At 44.7% G+C, this 17,206-nt stretch carries 10 protein-coding genes; 5 read left to right on the top strand and 5 right to left on the bottom strand.

The window, feature by feature from the left end; genetic code table 11:
- The first annotated feature begins 336 nt into the window (after positions 1–336).
- Both IQ217_RS00945 and IQ217_RS00940 read left to right on the top strand, forming a co-directional pair.
- Entirely contained in the window at positions 337–3,564 is a 3,228-nt protein-coding gene (locus IQ217_RS00945) for a PAS domain S-box protein (RefSeq protein ID WP_194018588.1), read from the top strand.
- Positions 3,565–4,249: 685 nt separating this feature from the next.
- Positions 4,250–6,028 carry a hypothetical protein gene (locus IQ217_RS00940; protein WP_194018587.1) on the top strand — a complete coding sequence of 593 codons (1,779 nt, stop codon included), beginning with the start codon at positions 4,250–4,252 and terminating at the stop codon, positions 6,026–6,028.
- Between the two features lie 100 nt (positions 6,029–6,128).
- On the opposite strand, the gene IQ217_RS00935 is transcribed toward IQ217_RS00940, so the two are convergent.
- Positions 6,129–7,628 (bottom strand): phospholipid carrier-dependent glycosyltransferase, encoded by a 1,500-nt coding sequence (locus IQ217_RS00935; RefSeq protein ID WP_194018586.1) that lies wholly within the window; start codon positions 7,626–7,628, stop codon positions 6,129–6,131.
- A 233-nt stretch (positions 7,629–7,861) separates the two neighbouring features.
- Positions 7,862–8,071, bottom strand: a complete 210-nt coding sequence (locus IQ217_RS00930; RefSeq protein ID WP_228023891.1) for a type II toxin-antitoxin system HicB family antitoxin — start codon at positions 8,069–8,071, stop codon at positions 7,862–7,864.
- Positions 8,072–8,154: 83 nt separating this feature from the next.
- On the opposite strand from IQ217_RS00930, the gene IQ217_RS19340 reads away from it, so the two are divergent.
- Together IQ217_RS19340 and IQ217_RS00920 are read left to right on the top strand one after the other, a co-directional pair.
- Entirely contained in the window at positions 8,155–8,865 is a 711-nt protein-coding gene (locus IQ217_RS19340; protein WP_194018584.1) for a DUF433 domain-containing protein, read from the top strand.
- Positions 8,862–9,290, top strand: coding sequence for a PIN-like domain-containing protein (locus IQ217_RS00920; protein ID WP_194018583.1), 429 nt, complete (start codon positions 8,862–8,864; stop codon positions 9,288–9,290). The genes IQ217_RS19340 and IQ217_RS00920 overlap by 4 nt, the downstream gene beginning before the upstream one ends.
- A 139-nt stretch (positions 9,291–9,429) precedes the next feature.
- On the opposite strand, the gene IQ217_RS00915 is transcribed toward IQ217_RS00920, so the two are convergent.
- Entirely contained in the window at positions 9,430–13,425 is a 3,996-nt protein-coding gene (locus IQ217_RS00915; protein ID WP_194018582.1) for a magnesium chelatase subunit H, read from the bottom strand.
- Positions 13,426–13,900: 475 nt separating this feature from the next.
- Here IQ217_RS00915 and IQ217_RS00910 point away from each other — a divergent pair, with 475 nt between their 5' ends.
- On the top strand, positions 13,901–15,619 hold the full coding sequence (locus IQ217_RS00910) for a calcium-binding protein (RefSeq protein ID WP_190598089.1): 1,719 nt from the start codon (positions 13,901–13,903) through the stop codon (positions 15,617–15,619).
- 77 nt (positions 15,620–15,696) lie between these two features.
- Here IQ217_RS00910 and IQ217_RS00905 read toward each other — a convergent pair whose 3' ends face one another.
- Both IQ217_RS00905 and IQ217_RS00900 read right to left on the bottom strand, forming a co-directional pair.
- The gene (locus IQ217_RS00905; protein ID WP_194018581.1) at positions 15,697–16,500 is read right to left on the bottom strand and encodes an LmeA family phospholipid-binding protein; all 804 of its coding nucleotides are present in this window, start codon (positions 16,498–16,500) and stop codon (positions 15,697–15,699) included.
- Between the two features lie 112 nt (positions 16,501–16,612).
- Entirely contained in the window at positions 16,613–17,125 is a 513-nt protein-coding gene (locus IQ217_RS00900) for a tetratricopeptide repeat protein (protein WP_194018580.1), read from the bottom strand.
- Between the last annotated feature and the right edge of the window lie 81 nt (positions 17,126–17,206).

Genomic DNA, 17,206 nt, shown 5'->3' with positions numbered 1-17,206 from the left:
TACGCTGGCTTTCCATACCCAACTCGGCATGAAGTTTGATTTTACCACGGGGATTTCTTTGCCATCATTGCCGCCAATCAGTCTGTTGCCATAGTTCTAGCTTAAGTCCTAAGAGGGGATTGGGTGTTTATAGTATGGCGATCGTCCGTGTCAAGCAGAGATTTTAGTTGTGCATACTGTGGGAATTTAAAACATAAATTGGCTAGAATGATTTCGGAGTGGTAAGGTTTTTGGAGTTTTCAGACCTCCTATGCTGGATTGATTAGGCCACTTTGAAGATGTTTGTGGAACAAAGCGGTGGGACAAAGAAAAAGATGGGGCTTGTTAATTCTACAGGTGGCGACTATTGCCCTAATTACTTTTGGTGCGGGAATTTGGCTCGCTTACAAAATCAGTCTACGAAATCAACAAACCAAGCTAGAGGCGATCGCCTCCCATAACGCTGCTCTGATTAGTACCTTGTTAAAAAGTCAAGATAGGAAAGAAGTAATCAATATTCTCCGACGTTCCTATCTGTACACCGATCCCCTCATTGGCAACAATGAAATTATGATTGGGGAAGGCCGCCATGGGTATCTGGTTTGCTTGATTTTTTATAGTTGGTACACCCAGACCTGTCCCAATCTTCTCGACAGTCCTACCCACTGGAATAGTGCCCTGCGCCAAGCTCTGCAAAAACAGAATGGGGTCATTATAGGGTTAAACCACAATGGCAAGAAGGCGATCGCCGCCTACCAATACATCCCAGAAGTTAATTGGGCGATCATAGTGCAATCTGACCTGAATCAGTTTCAGGCACCTTTTCGGCGTTTGGCCACGATCTTTTTGGTGGTAATTATCACCCTTGAAAGTGTGGACATAATGTTATTTTTCAAATTAAATAAGCTTGCTATTATACCCAATGATAAAGCAAAATTTGCCAGTCAGGAGCAATTTTTATCAGATTTAAATGGTGAAATCAATAATCTTCTCTGCATTTTAGAGAATAGCAATAATCTTCTTGTGGTGCTAGATGATCAGGGGCAAATCATTTTTATTAATCATAGTGCAGAAGCTGTAATTGGATTGAGCCAAAATGACTTGATTGGCACAAACTTTACTGATTTGTTGGTGGATTCAGAATCAGTTGATCAATTAAACAATATTTTCACTGACAAAGCTCAACCATCAAACACAATCAACTATAGAAATAAGTTAAAAAAACAGGATCAAAGCACTGTTGTGATCGACTGGACTAGCAGTCTGATATTCCATCAAGCAGGGGGCATAAAGTATTTAATCCAGAATGGAGTAGACGTTACCAATAAAATTACCAATGAGCAAAAATTAATTGATATACAAAATCAATTTAAAGCAATTTTTGAAAGTTCAGAATTAGGCATTGCTATTTTAGATTCTGAAGGTGTATTACGTCGCCATAATCACAAACTTTGGTCATTACTGGGCAAAGCATCCGTCACGATGGGACAGTCAAAATTTGTTGATTTCATTCAGCCCCAATATCAACAAAAATTTGGGCAATTTTATCAAGCAATTGTCCTAGGCGATCGCCATGGTTTTGAGCAGGAAATTAGTGCGACTGTAGAGGGGGATAAAAATCTTAATCTGGCATTAAATACTGTTGGTCTAAGAAATGAAAATGATGAATTTCAGTTAGCTATTATTTTGCTCAAAGATGTTACCCCCTATAAGTCTATAGAAAAGGCCAGGGTGGAATTAATTGAACGCAATCAACTCCTGATTAATGCCCTGGGAGAAATTGTCTATTGCCATAATTTAGAAACGGATACGATTGAATGGCAGGGCAATTATCTGTCTATCCTTGGTTACGATGCTCAATCAATGGGCAACAATGACAAAATACGCAAAAATAGAATTCATCCCGATGATTTGCCCCAGGTAGAAGAAGAAATGAAAAATGCCTGGGAAGAAAAACGTATGTTTGACATTGAATACCGCTTTCAAGCAATAGACGGTGAATATCCGTGGTTCCATGACCGGGGCATAATTCGCTCTCAAGATAATCAGCCCTGGCAAATTATTGGCGTGATGTTAGATATCAGCGACAGAAAAAGCCTAGAGCAACAACGCTCTCAAATCGAAAGTGTATATCAACAATTTATGAGTACCACAGCGGAGGGTATCTGGATTATAGATATGGCAGGAAAAACAACTTTTATTAACCAAACTATGGTTGATGCCATAGGTTATACCACCGAAGAAATTCAAGGCAAGTCCTTTTTGGATTTTATGCATCCCGATGACGCTCAATTGGCCCTGGAGAAGTTACAAACCCGTTTAGACGGCAATCAAGAGGTACATGATTTTCGTTTTCTCCATCGAGATGGCTCGGAAGTCTGGTTTTTAATTGCCGCTGATCCATTTAGGGACCATCAGGGAAATGTCACGGGAGCCCTGGGAATGTTTACTAACATTACTGAGAAAAAAATAATCGAAATGGATTTGCTATTAACGAATGAAAAGTTGGCAGAAACCGTTAGTAAATTGGAAAGGATTAATTATATGTACGGCACCTTCAATCGCTTGACTGATTTTCTGCAAGCGTGTAAAAGTAAGCAGGAAGCCTACAAAATTATTCCGCAATTTTTACAACAAATTTTTCCCAGTATAAGTGGAGCAATTTTTGAAATTAGTGAAGATGCAAATTCCCTTGTTTTGGTCTTAAGCTGGGGTTCGCCCAACTCCATAGAATATTTTACTCAACAGGATTGTTGGGCTCTGCGTCGTAATAGCATCAACCACTATACCGTTAATGCCTTTGATTCTGTGCCCTGTTCCCACCTGGCCCAAGATGAAAATTGCCAGGAGACCCTCTGCTTACCCTTAATGATCGATGAAAGTCATAGTGGATTATTGTTTTTTTGCTCCTCCGTTGCTGGCACTTTTGATCACATCAATAAGCAACTGGCTAAAACCATCTCAGAAAGCATTTCCCTTACCCTTGGCAATCTAAAATTAAGGGAAACCTTACTGACTCAAAATATCAAAGACCCCCTGACCGGGCTATATAACCGTCGTTATTGGGAAACTGCCCTCAAACGAGAAATTCATAAGGCGGAAAGAAATCGAAGTCCCCTCACCGTCGTTATGATTGATATCGACCATTTCAAACAGTTGAATGACCGTTGGGGCCACCGGGCTGGAGATGTGGTGTTAGTTAAACTTGCCCAACTTTTATTAGACTATTTCCGTCTATCTGATTTGGTCTGTCGTTATGGCGGGGAGGAATTTTTGGTGATTTTGCCCGACGCTCCTCTCACCTATGCCCGAGAGCGGACTGAGGCTTTTCGACAACTTTTAAAAGAACAGAACATGGGGGAATCCGAATCTGATTTTAAACAAATTACTGTGTCGTTCGGCTTGGCTAGTTTTCCCGACCAGGCAGAGAATTTTCAACAACTCTTACAACGGTCTGACCAAGCTCTTTACATGGCTAAGCACCAGGGTCGTGACCAAGTAGTGGTGTTTGAATCTCCAGGGAATGCTGACTCCACAACAGAAACGTCAGGTGATGTCATTGGTATTAACTCCAATGAGCCATGACCCTATGTGGTTGACTTTTGGTATAGCTCAGACTTCCCAGTTCATTAGCAACCAACCAACAGCGCCTTTTGTCCTTAATTTGCCTCCAGGGCCAGGAATCCTGATGTCTTTTTTGCCAACAGCTCTCTTTCAACTTGATTTTTCCCCGGGGGAGCCAGGTGAAAATTAATTAACTTTTTTCCAATTTTAACTTTAACTAATTCTTGAAAAGTCTTTAAATTTGCTTGCTGACAAGTGGTGTTGGGGCACGATGCTAATTTATCTGGGGCCATTGCTGGCTCGCACTTTTATTGGTGTTGGACGAAGCACTCTTTTCCGGTTCAGTTCCCAACCGCCTTATCCCCCAGCAGGGCATTTTTAATTGGGCTAGAATTCTTGACTGACAAGGGTTTGGGGCTTTGAGCCTGACTTGTTTTTAACCTACGTGCTATTTTTCCGATCCCACCTGGGTAGGTTAAATTTACGGCTTAGTGAGGAAGTAAAGGATTGTGATCCGGGTCACATACGTGGGTCAACTGGAATAATAAAATATAGTTTGGTGAGATGAAACGTCGTCAAAAAAAGTTAGCCCCGCTTCAAACAATAACCAGAGTCCAGTGCCCTTAAATATAATTCATTTGTTTTTTGTTATTGGTTGCTTTCCCGTCTCGCCTACCTTGTTTTTACTCACAGTTGAAAATCAGTCATGAATACTCGCTTTTTCCTCAATTTTCTCACCGCTGCCAAACGTAATACTGGTTTTGCCATGCCCATGGTGATTATGGGGGGGTTGGTAATTACCGTGGCGGCGGCGGCGATCGCCATGAAGGGGATGAATGATCAAAATCAGGTCACTTCCAAGGCGATGAAACAGCAGTCAGAGGCAGTAGCCGAAGCTGGAGTGACACAGATACAAAATTTTTTACTGGGCTCAAAGTTTATGGCTTTGTATCCTAAGGATAAATGGGAAACGGCAATAACAGTTAACGGTGATGGCACAGTTGTGATTAATGATACTGATCTCCAAAAATATGTGACAAAAATCGCAACGAACTTGGCTTCTGGAGGTGGAGCCTCAGGTAATAGCGCGTGTAGTAGCGGAACTCCTCCTACCTCAGCCGAAATTACGACAAAGGAAACCCAAATCAAGTCAGCACTGAAAGACCTTCGTACCGCAGCAGTGACAGGGAAAGATTTAGTTACAGGAGACTCCAGCAAAGGCAAATTTCGCCTAACTAGTTTTAGCTATCAAGGCTATGACTCTGCCACCGGACAAAGCTATTATCCTCCTGCCGGAAAGAGTTGGTTAGCTCAAATGACCGTTGAGGGTGAGGTTCCCGGTAAAGAGACAAAGACAACTATCACAACCACATTCCCTATTTCCGTCACTCCAGAATCAAGTGACACTCCCTTTGACGTGAGCACGATTTCTCCCGGACTATGGGTTAAAGAGGGAGGGGTTAATGATCTAAGCAAATCGGAAACTAGTTACAACGACAGTGCTGGCACAATTGATGGCGACATTGCCATCAGCGACTGTGGTGGAAATATTTCAAACACCTACATGGGTCAATTAAATGCAGCACAAAAATCGAGAGGCTATGAAGCATATCGAACTGACGCCCCAATGCCATCAATTCCTAGCGTTCCCACAGGGGTCACCCCTTATACCTTGAGTGGCTCAGCCTCTTTGCCAAGAGTTGGAGAGGTACCGGCGGCCGATGGCTATTTCTATTACAGCAGTCCTTCAAATTTAGGGGATATTACCCTGGATCACAGTGGTGGTAAAAAATACAGAATTTATCTTTATGGAGATATTCCTAAAACAACAAGTGTCAATAGCAACTGCAAAACCACAGCCGGTTGTGTTCCGACAAATCTGCAAATTTTCGGTATGAAGTCGTCTGGTGGCGAAATTTGCATGAACGGTAACTCTGATAGGGCAGTGGACGCCTTTGTTCTTGCTCCTAACTATGCCCTTGGTAAAACTGGCAATGGTAACTTTTACGGTACTTTCATTGTTAAGAGCTTCGGCAAGATAGGCAGTTGTGGATCAAACAATGGCAAATTAGCGATAGTTTCCAGCCAGCCTTCAAACACCGTTCCGAACGAATTTACAAATACCACTTCTTCCGCCTATCCTATCCCAGCCATAGGAGCCAGCTCAACATGGCAATCTTTGGAAACTAGTACCACTGGCACTGTGCCAAGCTTATCTCCCCTTGCCCAAGGCGGTCGTCTTGTTTCTCAACCACCCCTGGTCAGTGGTGTTTCAAGTTCTAGCTCCATAGCGTCAGGTGCTGCTTCTAGTATCAGCTCGCAGGTTTCCAGTACTGCATCTAGTGCGACATCAAGTACTAGCTCCATGGCATCAAGCGCTCAGTCTAGTGTTAGTTCTACTCTTCCCCTTAGTTCAATTACTGATCGTGTGACTTGTATTGCCGCTGGCGGTAAATGGAACAACGGACAAAAATCTTGTCGCTAGTGTCAAGCTGACTAGATCTCTTATCTCAATAGAATTCTGATTCCGAAGCAACAATTCATGATTGTTAGAGGCATGCCTTAGTTGTATGCCTTTAATTTTTTTATTTGTAGAATCCTGTTCTTGCACAATTCACACATCGTAAATCCCAAAGAGGGAAAATCATGCGCTGGCGGAACTGTTCATCATTTAAAGTTTGATAATAGGTTAATGGGCTATAAAAGTGATAGGATACAAGAACCATTGCCGATAACACTGCTAAAATCAAAATTTTGTACTTAGTAGTTAATAATAAATTTCCTATTTTCCTTGTTTCTTCAACCAAAAGAGCAAACAAGCAAAAACTAAATAACAGCGCTGGGAAGTAATGATATAGATACATCACTCTACCCAACTGACTAATGAGAATCATATAGCTCCAGTAAAGAAGCAAAAAAGTAGCCACTAGAAACTTATTTTTAAGCGGTTCCCGTAATGGAAAAAAGATATAAACAAAAATTAATGCCGTTGTTCCTAAAGTTCCACTGAGTCCCAAAAACCAGACCACTGGATTAACCTGTAAGTATAGGTATTTGTAGAAAACACCATCAGCAGTTTCCCAGCGATAGTTGATTGCTCTGGCTCCCAAAGGCCAAAATAAGCTTGGGCTTCCATTTTCATCTGGCTTGCTTAAATCTAATTTTGGTACGCCCTTTTGATAATTTTTTACGTGCTTAAAATGCTCCTGTAGTCTTAAGGGAAATGACCAAATTTCATTTTGCTTATTCTGATCAATTAACTCCCTGTATTCTGTGGAAATATCAAAATATCCACCACTATCTAAATTTGAATTGATATTTTTAGCAATAGAAAAATGAATTTGCCAAACCATCACAAACGTTAAGACAAAACTAATCAATGCAATTCCCAGTGACAAAATAACTTTTTGCCAATGGGGAAATAGCTTAGAAAATAACAGTGGAAATAACAATAAGACAATTAAGCCAGTCATTTTAGTTGTAGCCACTAGGCCAACACTGACTCCCAGTCCAATGGAATAAAGGGCTAAGTATTTATTATATTTTTTATTTTTTAAAGCTAATAGAAAAAATAAAATTGAAAGGGCAATAAATAGCATTAATGGAGCATCCAGCATTGCTGCTCGAAAATGCACAATCATTGCATTATCAAATAAAACAAGAAAGCTCAACAAAAAAGCGATAATCTTATTGTCCACTAAATTTAGGGTAATAAAAAAGAATACCAAGGGCAATAACCAAGCACAAATTGTTGGAATAAAACGATAACCAGCAAAGGAAAAATCAGCAGGAAAATCCTTGGCATAATAAATATCATTAAACTGATTAGAAAAATTATTAGGGTGTAGCAAATGCTCTCCAAGGGCAACTAACATTGGTCCTAGCGGAGGATGCTCATACATAAAGAAAGTTCTGTTAAGATATTTCTGAGCTGCAGGAATATGATAATTTTCATCCCAAAAGACTGCCTGGGGATAATTATAATTATGAAAGTAAGTAAAATAGGAAATAATTAATATTGCAACAGACAACAAAATACTTTGAGTTCTGCGCTTACCTAATTTTTCATAAAACTGTACTTTCATAAATTATTGATAAATAAAGATTGTTAATTAAATTTGTAAGTATTATCCCAGAAGTAGTCCCTGACAGTCTGCCTTTTTTGTCTTCTTTTTGTGGGGGATGATGGATAATATTTCGCAGTTCTGAACTAGTTGGCGATCTTAATTGAGACGGCATGCGGCGATCGCCGTTTATTTTTCTATGATGGCGACCGCTGTTATCGCCACCTAATTTTCTTCATGATGGCGATCGCCATTTAAACCTCTTTCACTTTCTGTCCGCCTCTGAGGGAAATCACTTTTTTGCCACTCAGATAAACTGTCTCAATCCATAACTGTCGAGCTTCTTCAATATTTATCAGAACTTCTTCGATTGTTTCTCCTTGGGTCATACATCTGGGTAAATCGGGAATCAGTGCGGTAAATCCTCCTTTCTCCTCGGGAATAATAGAAATAAGATATTTCAAGTTTAGGCATAACTCAAAGTACAGGGACAAAAAACGATCGTTAGCCTTAAAATAGAATAACCCCGAAACGAAACAGGCTAAAAGTGATCGATATTTATGGCGGTCAAGATCCACGTAATATTCCCAACTATTCTGCTGGGGACGCGTCCCGCTACCTAAGTATTCCCGCCCCAACCATTCGCTCTTGGGCAGTAGGCTATCGCTACAGAGTCACAGATGGTCACAATCATTTTGAGCCGGTTATCACCGCCAAAATCAAGAAGCCTCTCAGGCTGACTTTTATTAATCTTATTGAAATTCATGTACTGAGATCGATTCGTAAACATCACCAAATTGACTTAAAGAAAGTTCGCATCGCATTAGACTACATCGACGAAAAAATAAAAATTCCGCATCCCCTAGCCCATCAGGAGTTTTTTACTGATGGCGTAGACATTTTCATAGACTGCTACGGCGAACTAATTAACGCATCAAACCAACGTCAAATTATCCTTAAAGATGCAATGAAAGCTCACCTCGAAAGGATCGAACCTGATGATAAGGGACTAGCCATAAAATTATTCCCCTTCACTCGCAACGAAGACCAAGATAGCCCCCGTATTGTCGTAATCGATCCACGCATTGCTTTCGGAAGGATGGTTATTGCAGACACAGGAATTCCCACAGAGATCGTTGCAGAGAGATTTTTAGCGGGCGATTCCCATAAACAACTAGCCTATGATTATGATTGCGATATCGAGAAAATTGAAGAAGCAATTCGTTGTGAAAGCCGTTATCGTCGCGCTGTTGCATGACCGAATATCAACAACAAATCGTTTTCTTTATTGATCGCTGCCTTGGCAAACATCCCATTCTAGAAATGCTTAGGGAAACGGGGATAAACGTTGAAATTCACGACGATCATTTTCCACAAAATACGCCGGATCAATTCTGGATACCTCAAATTGGTGAATGGGGGTGGATTGTTTTAACTAAAGATGCGCGGATAGCGAGAAATACCATGGAACGACAAGCTGTCGCCCGTGCCGGGATTCGGATGTTTACCCTTGCTTCCAAAAAACTCACCGGAGAAGAAACGGCAATTGCCTTTGGCGATGCACTAATCGGAATGTTGAAATTTATCGAAAAACACCCCGCACCATTTATCTCTAAAGTGTATAAAAACGGCAAAGTATCTGAATGGAAAAACGCAACAGAACTACTTGAAAAAATACAGTAACTAACTGTTAGAGAAATACCACGGCTTCAAATCCTGATTTCCTACAAGCCGATCCATAGAGTGTATTTCTTGATTTATTTTTAAAATAGAGGGGAGCAGTTTAACCCATCTCCCCTCATTTATCAAGTTAATATACAAACTACTCAACGCCCTCAATGCGATCTTCCACTTCTTGGTAAAGCTCCTGCAACCGTTCCAGGTTTTCATCGGAAGTTTCCCAATAGCCGCGACCATTCACTTCCAACAAAGTGCTGACCATACGGCGGAAAGAGTTGGGGTTTAGATCCATCAACCGTTTGCACATTTCCTCATCTTTGATGAAGGTGTTGTTAGCGTCTTCATAGACCCAGTTATCCACAGCGCCAGCGGTGGCACTCCAACCCATGGTATTCACTAACCGTTTGGACAGTTCCCGTACCCCTTCGTAGCCGTGGGAGAGCATTCCTTCGTACCATTTAGGGTTGAGCAGTTTAGTGCGGGCATCAAGGCGCACCGTTTCCGACAGGGTACGCACCTGGGCGTTGGCGGTGGTGGTGTCGGCAATGTAGGCAGCAGGGGCCTTACCGTCATCCCGCAGGGTGGCAATTAACTTAGTCGGATCAGAATCAAAATAGTGGGATACATCGGTCAAGCTAATTTCCGAAGAATCGAGGTTTTGGAAAGTGGCATCGGCGGTTTTTAAAGCCCGCTCGAACATATCTCGACTTTGATCCATCATGCCGGGGTTATCGGAGTTGAAGGCAAAGGATTTGCGCTTGAGGTACATTTCCTGCAATTCAGCCTCGTCTTCCCAACTACTGTTTTCCACAGCCAAGTTGACGTTAGAGGAATAGGAACCGGAGGCGTTCGAGAAAATCCGGGTGGCTGCTTCCCGTACCCCAATGCCCATTTCCTCAGCTTGTTCGAGGGCATGTTTACGAACAAAGTTCATCTCCAGGGGTTCATTGGCTTCGGCAGCTAGTTTCACCGCTTGATCTAACAGGTTCATCTGATTAATAAACAGATCTCGGAAAACGCCGGAACAGTTCACCACCACGTCAATGCGGGGGCGGCCTAGCTCCTCCAGGGAAACCAGTTCGATTTTATTAACCCGGCCGAGGGCGTCAGGGACAGGTTTGGCCCCCACCATCCACATAATTTGGGCGAGGGATTCGCCGTAGGTTTTGATGTTATCCGTGCCCCAGAGCACAGAGGCGATGGTTTCGGGATAATTACCGCCATTTTCCGCCTTTTGTCGTTCTAAGAGGCGATCCACTACTACCTTTGCCGATTGCACAGCGGCCAGGGTAGGAATGGACTGGGGATCCAAAGCGTGGATATTTTTCCCCGTGGGTAACACGTTGGGGTTCCGGATGGGGTCACCGCCGGGGCCCGGTAGAACATATTCCCCTTCCAGGGCTTGGAGTAAACCGCCAAATTCGTTATCAGCGCAAACCTGTTCCAGACAGAATTCCAGGTATTCAAACAGGGGTTTGAGTTTTTCTTCGTTGACGTTGGTATAGCCGGAATCACAGAGGGATTTAACCCAGGGAGCTTTTTTGCCAATTTTGAAGAAGTTGAGTTTGGAAACAAAGGAAACCCGACCATCGGCGTTAATTTGCTCCTGCACTAAAGCGGCAACAGCGGCGCGGGAGGCCAGGGTTATGTCCTGCAACAGTTCCACGTCGGTCAAAATGCCTTTGTCGCTGTTGCGGTAAATTTCCTCCATGTTGCGCCCAATACTTTCCGCAATCAGGGTGGGCAAGGACCAAATGCCTTCCTCTTCCCGGTCCAAACTGGCAATATTGACCAAGGTGGCGATCGCCTCTTCGGCGGTGGGGGGCTGACCAATGACATGGAGACCACAGGGCAGGAGCCGGGACTCAATTTCCATCAGCTTGCGGTAAACGGAACCGACAATGGTATCCCGTTGCTCTTGATCCATTGCCTCCGCATTGATGTCTGGTAAGTCCACATCTTGGTCAAGGTTACAGATGCGGGCTTGATCCATGATGGTGTTGACAATCTGAATACCCCGGCCGGAGTCCTTGAGGGTTTGATAGGAACCAATTAACTCATTTAATTCCTGTAGCCCTTTGTATAAACCGGCATTTTCCGCGGGGGGGGTGAGGTAGGAAATGGTGGAAGCATAACCCCGCCGTTTGGCGATGGTAGCCTCGGAAGGATTGTTGGCGGCGTAATAGTACAAGTTGGGAATGGTGCCGATCAAGTTATCGGGATAGCACTCTCCGGACATGCCCATTTGCTTACCGGGCATAAATTCCAAGGAACCATGGGTGCCAAAGTGTAGTACTGCATCGGCTTTCCAGATGTGGTTCAAATAGGTGTAGTAGGCGGCAAAACCGTGGTGGGGACTGGCGGAACGGGAAAATAGCAACCGCATCGGGTCGCCTTCATAGCCAAAGGTGGGTTGTACGCCGATGAAGACATTGCCAAATTCTTTGCCGTAAATTAGCAGATTTTGCCCATCACTGTTCAAATGTCCCGGTGGTTTGCCCCAGTTTTCTTCCAATCGCACGGAATAGGGAGTAAGCCGTTCATATTGCTCCACTGACATGCGATGGGCGATGTTTAATTCCGGGCTGTTGTATTGGGCTTGGACATCGTGGATCACCGCTTCCATCAATTCCTTGGCAGAGCCAGGTAAATCCTGGACATCGTAACCGTTACCCTGGAGCCCTTTCATCACCTCGTAAATGGAGCCAAATACATCCAAGTAAGCCGCAGTACCCACATTGCCCTTATCGGGGGGGAAGCTAAAAACGGTAATGGCAACTTTTTTGTCAAGCTTCGGTTTTTTCCGTAGATTAGCCCACTTCATGGCCCGTTGGGCGATCGCCTCTAACCGATCCTGTAAAGCAATAGCTCGGCCGGTGGAACCATCTCGACCGGAGAGGATAATGGGTTCGATCGCCCCGTCTAATTCAGGAATGGCAATTTGTAACGCTACTTGGATCGGGTGCAAACCGAGGTCACTGGCTTCCCATTCTTCCGTGGTTTGGAACACCAGGGGCAGGGCGCACATATAGGGGCGGTTTAATTTCTTTAAAGACTCGATCGCCTTGGGATGGTCTTGGCGAGCGGGGCCTCCCACCAGGGCAAAGCCCGTTAGGGATACCACGGCATCGACGATCGGCAGCGGCTCCATGCCATTGACACTTTTATCCAAGAAATACTCATCCACGGGTTTGGAGAAATCAAGACCGCCGGAGAACACACAAATAACCCTGGCCCCCATAGCCTCCAATTCCTGCACCATGCCGACGTAATGGGCGTCATCCCCAGTAACTAAGTGCGTCCGCTGCATGATCAAACCAATACAAGGGGCGAGGGGATCTTTTAAGTCGTCGGAAATGTCAGGACGTTGGTTATACCATTCCAGATAATCCTTAACATTTTCAAACATCTGCATCGATAGGGGATGCCAAATGCCCATATCGGGATAAACCACCGGCTCTTGGTAGTTGACCAATTTGTCTAAGCCCAAATCAGGATAAACGTATTTATCGGTCAGCATCAACAAGAAATTTTCCAAGTTCTCCTGGGAGCCCCCCAGCCAATACTGGAAGCTGAGCATGAAATTGCGGGCATCCCGGGCTTTTTCCACCGGCAAATATTTCAGCACCGTGGGCAGGGTCCGCAACAGCTTTAACATTGCATCCTGGAAGCCAGCGCCACTGCTGTTTTCCTTACGCTTTTTCATAAACTGGGCGATCGCACTTTTTGATTGGCCCAATTGCGCCATGGAGAAAGAACCCATTTTGTTGAGGCGCATCACCTGGGGCATGGAGGGGAACACGATCGCCGCATCTAGGTTATCTCTGTAGGGAGTTACGGCTTCCACCACCTTATCGGCCAAGTCCTCAATGAAAATCAGGGAAGCAATGAAGAGGTTTGCTTCGCTGACATCGTGCTTAAAGTTGGCGTAATTTTCCGGGTCCCGCAACTCCTCGATCAAATAGCCCGTTAATTGGATGGCCAGGCTGGAGTTAGTACGGTTAATGTTTCTAACGGCCGCCGACAAAGCGCTCTGATACTGGGATTCCAAGACCACATAGACCACCTTGAGTAGCTTGCGCCCATGTAACGCTTCGGGATCAACACGGCGGATGGTGGACTTGACGTTAGTAAACATATAGTTGGTGTTCTCCTAAAGGGTTCGATTTTAAAGGGATTTTTTAAAGAGCCCCCTAGGTATTTCTAGCAGAAAATTCGAGGCCGTGGGGGCTTCCCCGCCTTTCTGGGGGAAATTAGCCTCCGGCGATCATCAACAAATCCATCTTTCTGCCTCACAATTTTTCCGAGAGTGATTGGCGAATGAAAATTTCAAGTTTACAAAGCTCAACCTAAGAACATAAAAATTAATAAAGCAGCCCATTCTTAAGCATTCCTTAGCACTTAAATCAATTAACCTAGTATAAAATTTCAGTATGAACACCCACAGTGGATGTCCAATCCGTTTGGTTCGTCTGGAAAGCCGCCAGCTTCCTTTGATTTGCCAATCTACCCGCCGCCATTAGATTCGTCTACCACTGCCGTCCCATTAATGGTGTTCATATTTCAAGCATTAGTTTTTTATACTCCACAGTTTACATTAGAGGTTAGGTACTATGGCTATCATTAACGGAACTCCCCAAAACGATAACAACACCGGTGCTTCATTTGGAGGCTTTTTGGGTCTAGTTTTGCAGACCAAGAACTTTCGCCCCGCCCTAATTGGTACCTTGGGCGACGATAGTATCTTTGGTGATGCAGGAACTGACATCCTAGTGGGGTTAACCGGTGACGATCTTTTGGATGGTGGTACCGGGGCCGATACCATGTTCGGTGGTTTCGGTGACGATACCTACATTGTTGACAATACTGGTGATTTAGTTGGAGAGTGGCTAGATACAGATGGCACAGATTTAGTCGAATCTTCAGTGACCTACTCATTAAACGGTTCCACCTTTTCTTTGCCAGGGATCAGTGGACTTGCTAATAATACCGCTGCCGCCCTGCCCGTGATCGGACTAGGTCCTGTTGACTATGCTCTTTATCTAGGACTGACGTTACTTGATTTAACCCCCCAATTTATTGAGAATCTAACTTTGACGGGTACGGATAACATTAACGGCGAAGGTAATGCCCTAGATAACGTCATTATTGGTAACGACGGGAATAACGTCTTAACTGGTCTAGGGGGAAATGACACCATCTACGGTATGGGCGGAGACGACACCATATCCGGTGGTGATGGAGACGATAGCATACTCGGTGGTGACGGAAATGACAGCATATCCGGTGGTGATGGAAATGATTTCCTGAACGGGAATGTGGGAGATGATTTCTTAAACGGGAATGTAGGTGATGATACTGTCAGGGGCGGGAAAGGCAATGATACCGTCAGGGGCGGGAAAGGCAATGACAGCCTATACGGCGATCTGGGAGATGACAGCGTATTTGGTGATCTCGACAATGACACCCTATTTGGTGGCCAAGGCAATGACACCATGGATGGTGGCGACGATTATGACACTGCCCACTATGGAGACCTCGAAGATAGTGGTGACCAGGCTATTACCCTAAAAGGCACTGGTGACCTATCCTTAACCGTAGAAAAGGGCGCTCTGGGCACAGATACGCTCCTCAACATCGAAGAAGTCATTGCCAATGGTGGTGCTGACAATAACACCATCGACTTTTCTGGTGCTGTTTCACCGGTTAATGTAGATTTGAGCGCTGAAACTCTGTCTTCCCCCAACGAAACTGATCCCACTTTTTCTCTAGCAAAAGTCATTAACTTTGATGATGTTATCGGCACTAGTGGTAATGACAGTATTACCGGCGATGCTCAAGACAACATCCTAAGAGGAGGGGGGGGCAAGGACACCATCTTTGGGGGCGATGGAAATGACTTTATCTCTGGTGGTGCAGAAAAAGACCTTCTAACTGGTGGTTCTGATAATGACCTGTTTGACTACACTACTCTGACCGATTCTCAGATAGGAATTTCCTGGTTCAACGTTAATTTGTCTAAGGTTGATGTCATCACTGATTTTACAATTGGGCAAGATAAGTTCTTTGTTCAACAGGTACCAACTGACGGCATCCTTCCAGGTGTGCGTCAACTGAGCGCTAATAGCATCTTTGGATTGGGGGTAACAGTTCTTGGCTTGTCAACTCTTGGTGCTTATGATGCTGCTCAAATTACCGTAGGTTCCCGCACCTTTGTGGCTATCAACGATGGCTCAATTGGCTTTAATGCCACCAAGGATGCGTTTATCGAATTGACTAACTTCACCGGCACATTAACGACTAGTGATTTCACCAACATATTTCCTGTTTAAAAGTGGTAAATATCAAGTCTGATCGTTAATCCACTAAATAAGTCCCGCCCCTAATCCATCGCATTGGGGGCATTTTTTTATTCTTTTTCCGGTGCAATACTGCCGAAGGCACTAAAACTGAATTCATCCGGGGTGATGTCATACCGTAAAATTCTGGCGGTGATGCCCCGATCTTCCAATCTTTTTAAGCTGAGGTTATCGCTAAAACTGCTGATGATACTGTTCAGAACATTGGTGTTGATGCGGCGGCCATTGAGGGAGGCTGTGGGCTCAACCAGGATTAGGCGATCGCCGTTTTGGATCGAGATGCCAGTTTCGATGGCAATGGCTAATTTTTCCAGATCAGCGTTGGGTTCCAGTTGTTGCCCTAGTTCCAAGTTAATGCCGAGGCGATCTTTCCCGAGGAAATCCACTTGGGCGTTGAGCAGTTGAAAGCGGGGCACATCGGCGGGTACCCGTTGGTCAATTTGTTGTTGTAGCCGTTCCTTAACGGTGGCATTTTGCAGAGCTTTATTGACATCCACTTCGCTGAGCACCAGTTCCGCCGCCCCCTGCAAGGGTTGCCCTAGGGCTTGCCTCAGTCCCGCTAGGTTACGGTTTTCCCGCAAAGCTTGCAGGTCCACATCAATGGGATCGGTTTCCAATTGCAGTTGCTGAATTCTCACACTGGGCACAATTTCCAGACCCCGACTGGCGATGCGGACCCGTTGGATTTTGCCCTGGATTAATTGATAGTTGGGGGCATTATCCACCCGCACCGATAGGTCTTCCACCCCATGGACCCGCTGGCGAATTTGATTGGCTATGACTTGATCACCAATGAAGTTGACCGGGGCCAGGAAAGTTAGAAAAGTGGACAGAGCAATGGCAAACCATTCCATAGGGGGCCGTTGGGGATGATGATTTCTCGCCTAGTTTACTGGCTTTTTAGCTCACCAGGGACAAATGAAGACTACCATCGTTGACTTTTGCCATCGGGTAGGTTGTTCGGGACTAACTTAACCAGTAGGTCACCCCCAGCAACACAGCCAAAAAGGCGATCGCCGTGAAGATAAAACCATTGTCCTTGGTATTCATTCTCCGGGTATCTTCAAACTGAATGGGGGCAGGCTCCAGCTGACGACGACGGCGACGGGCCATGCGGGGGGTACTGGGCTTGGTATTTTCCTGGTCGGTTAAATCCGGGATGGGGGTCAACCACTCCTTCGGGCGGGTTAACTGGGGGGCCTGCAAAATTTCCAACACCTGTTGTCCCTGCTTGCGACATTCAGGATGGGGATGACGTACCAATTTACGGCAAATCTGTTTAGCCGTGGTCACATCTCCACTGGCCTGGTGGGCCATGGCTAACCACAACTGAGCCTCGCCGCCCCGCCGGGATGCCCCAGCAGAAAGTTTAACCGCTTCCTCAAAAAGAGCAATACTTTGGCGATAGCGCCCCTGGTCAAAAGCGCCCTTTCCTTCCTCAAATTTTTGCTCAAATTGGCCTTGATGATGGGCTCCCATGGCAAAGAACTATTTTTGTCGTTTAATCTTTACCATTATAGCTAATTCAATTAAGAGTGCTGGCAGAGCAACAGACCAAAA

It is taken from the genome of Synechocystis salina LEGE 00031, from assembly GCF_015207985.1.
In the GTDB taxonomy this organism is placed as follows: domain Bacteria; phylum Cyanobacteriota; class Cyanobacteriia; order Cyanobacteriales; family Microcystaceae; genus Synechocystis; species Synechocystis salina.
The sequence above is the reverse complement of the archived record's forward strand: the minus strand, read 5'-3'. Positions and strand labels throughout refer to the sequence as shown.

What these genes read in the sequence shown, in the direction of transcription:
- IQ217_RS00940 (WP_194018587.1), top strand. Translation starts at nt 4,250, where the DNA reads ATGAATACTCGCTTTTTCCTCAATTTTCTCACCGCTGCCAAACGTAAT.
- IQ217_RS00935 (WP_194018586.1), bottom strand. Translation starts at nt 7,628, where the DNA reads ATGAAAGTACAGTTTTATGAAAAATTAGGTAAGCGCAGAACTCAAAGT.
- IQ217_RS00920 (WP_194018583.1), top strand. Translation starts at nt 8,862, where the DNA reads ATGACCGAATATCAACAACAAATCGTTTTCTTTATTGATCGCTGCCTT.
- IQ217_RS00915 (WP_194018582.1), bottom strand. Translation starts at nt 13,425, where the DNA reads ATGTTTACTAACGTCAAGTCCACCATCCGCCGTGTTGATCCCGAAGCG.
- IQ217_RS00910 (WP_190598089.1), top strand. Translation starts at nt 13,901, where the DNA reads ATGGCTATCATTAACGGAACTCCCCAAAACGATAACAACACCGGTGCT.
- IQ217_RS00905 (WP_194018581.1), bottom strand. Translation starts at nt 16,500, where the DNA reads ATGGAATGGTTTGCCATTGCTCTGTCCACTTTTCTAACTTTCCTGGCC.
- IQ217_RS00900 (WP_194018580.1), bottom strand. Translation starts at nt 17,125, where the DNA reads ATGGGAGCCCATCATCAAGGCCAATTTGAGCAAAAATTTGAGGAAGGA.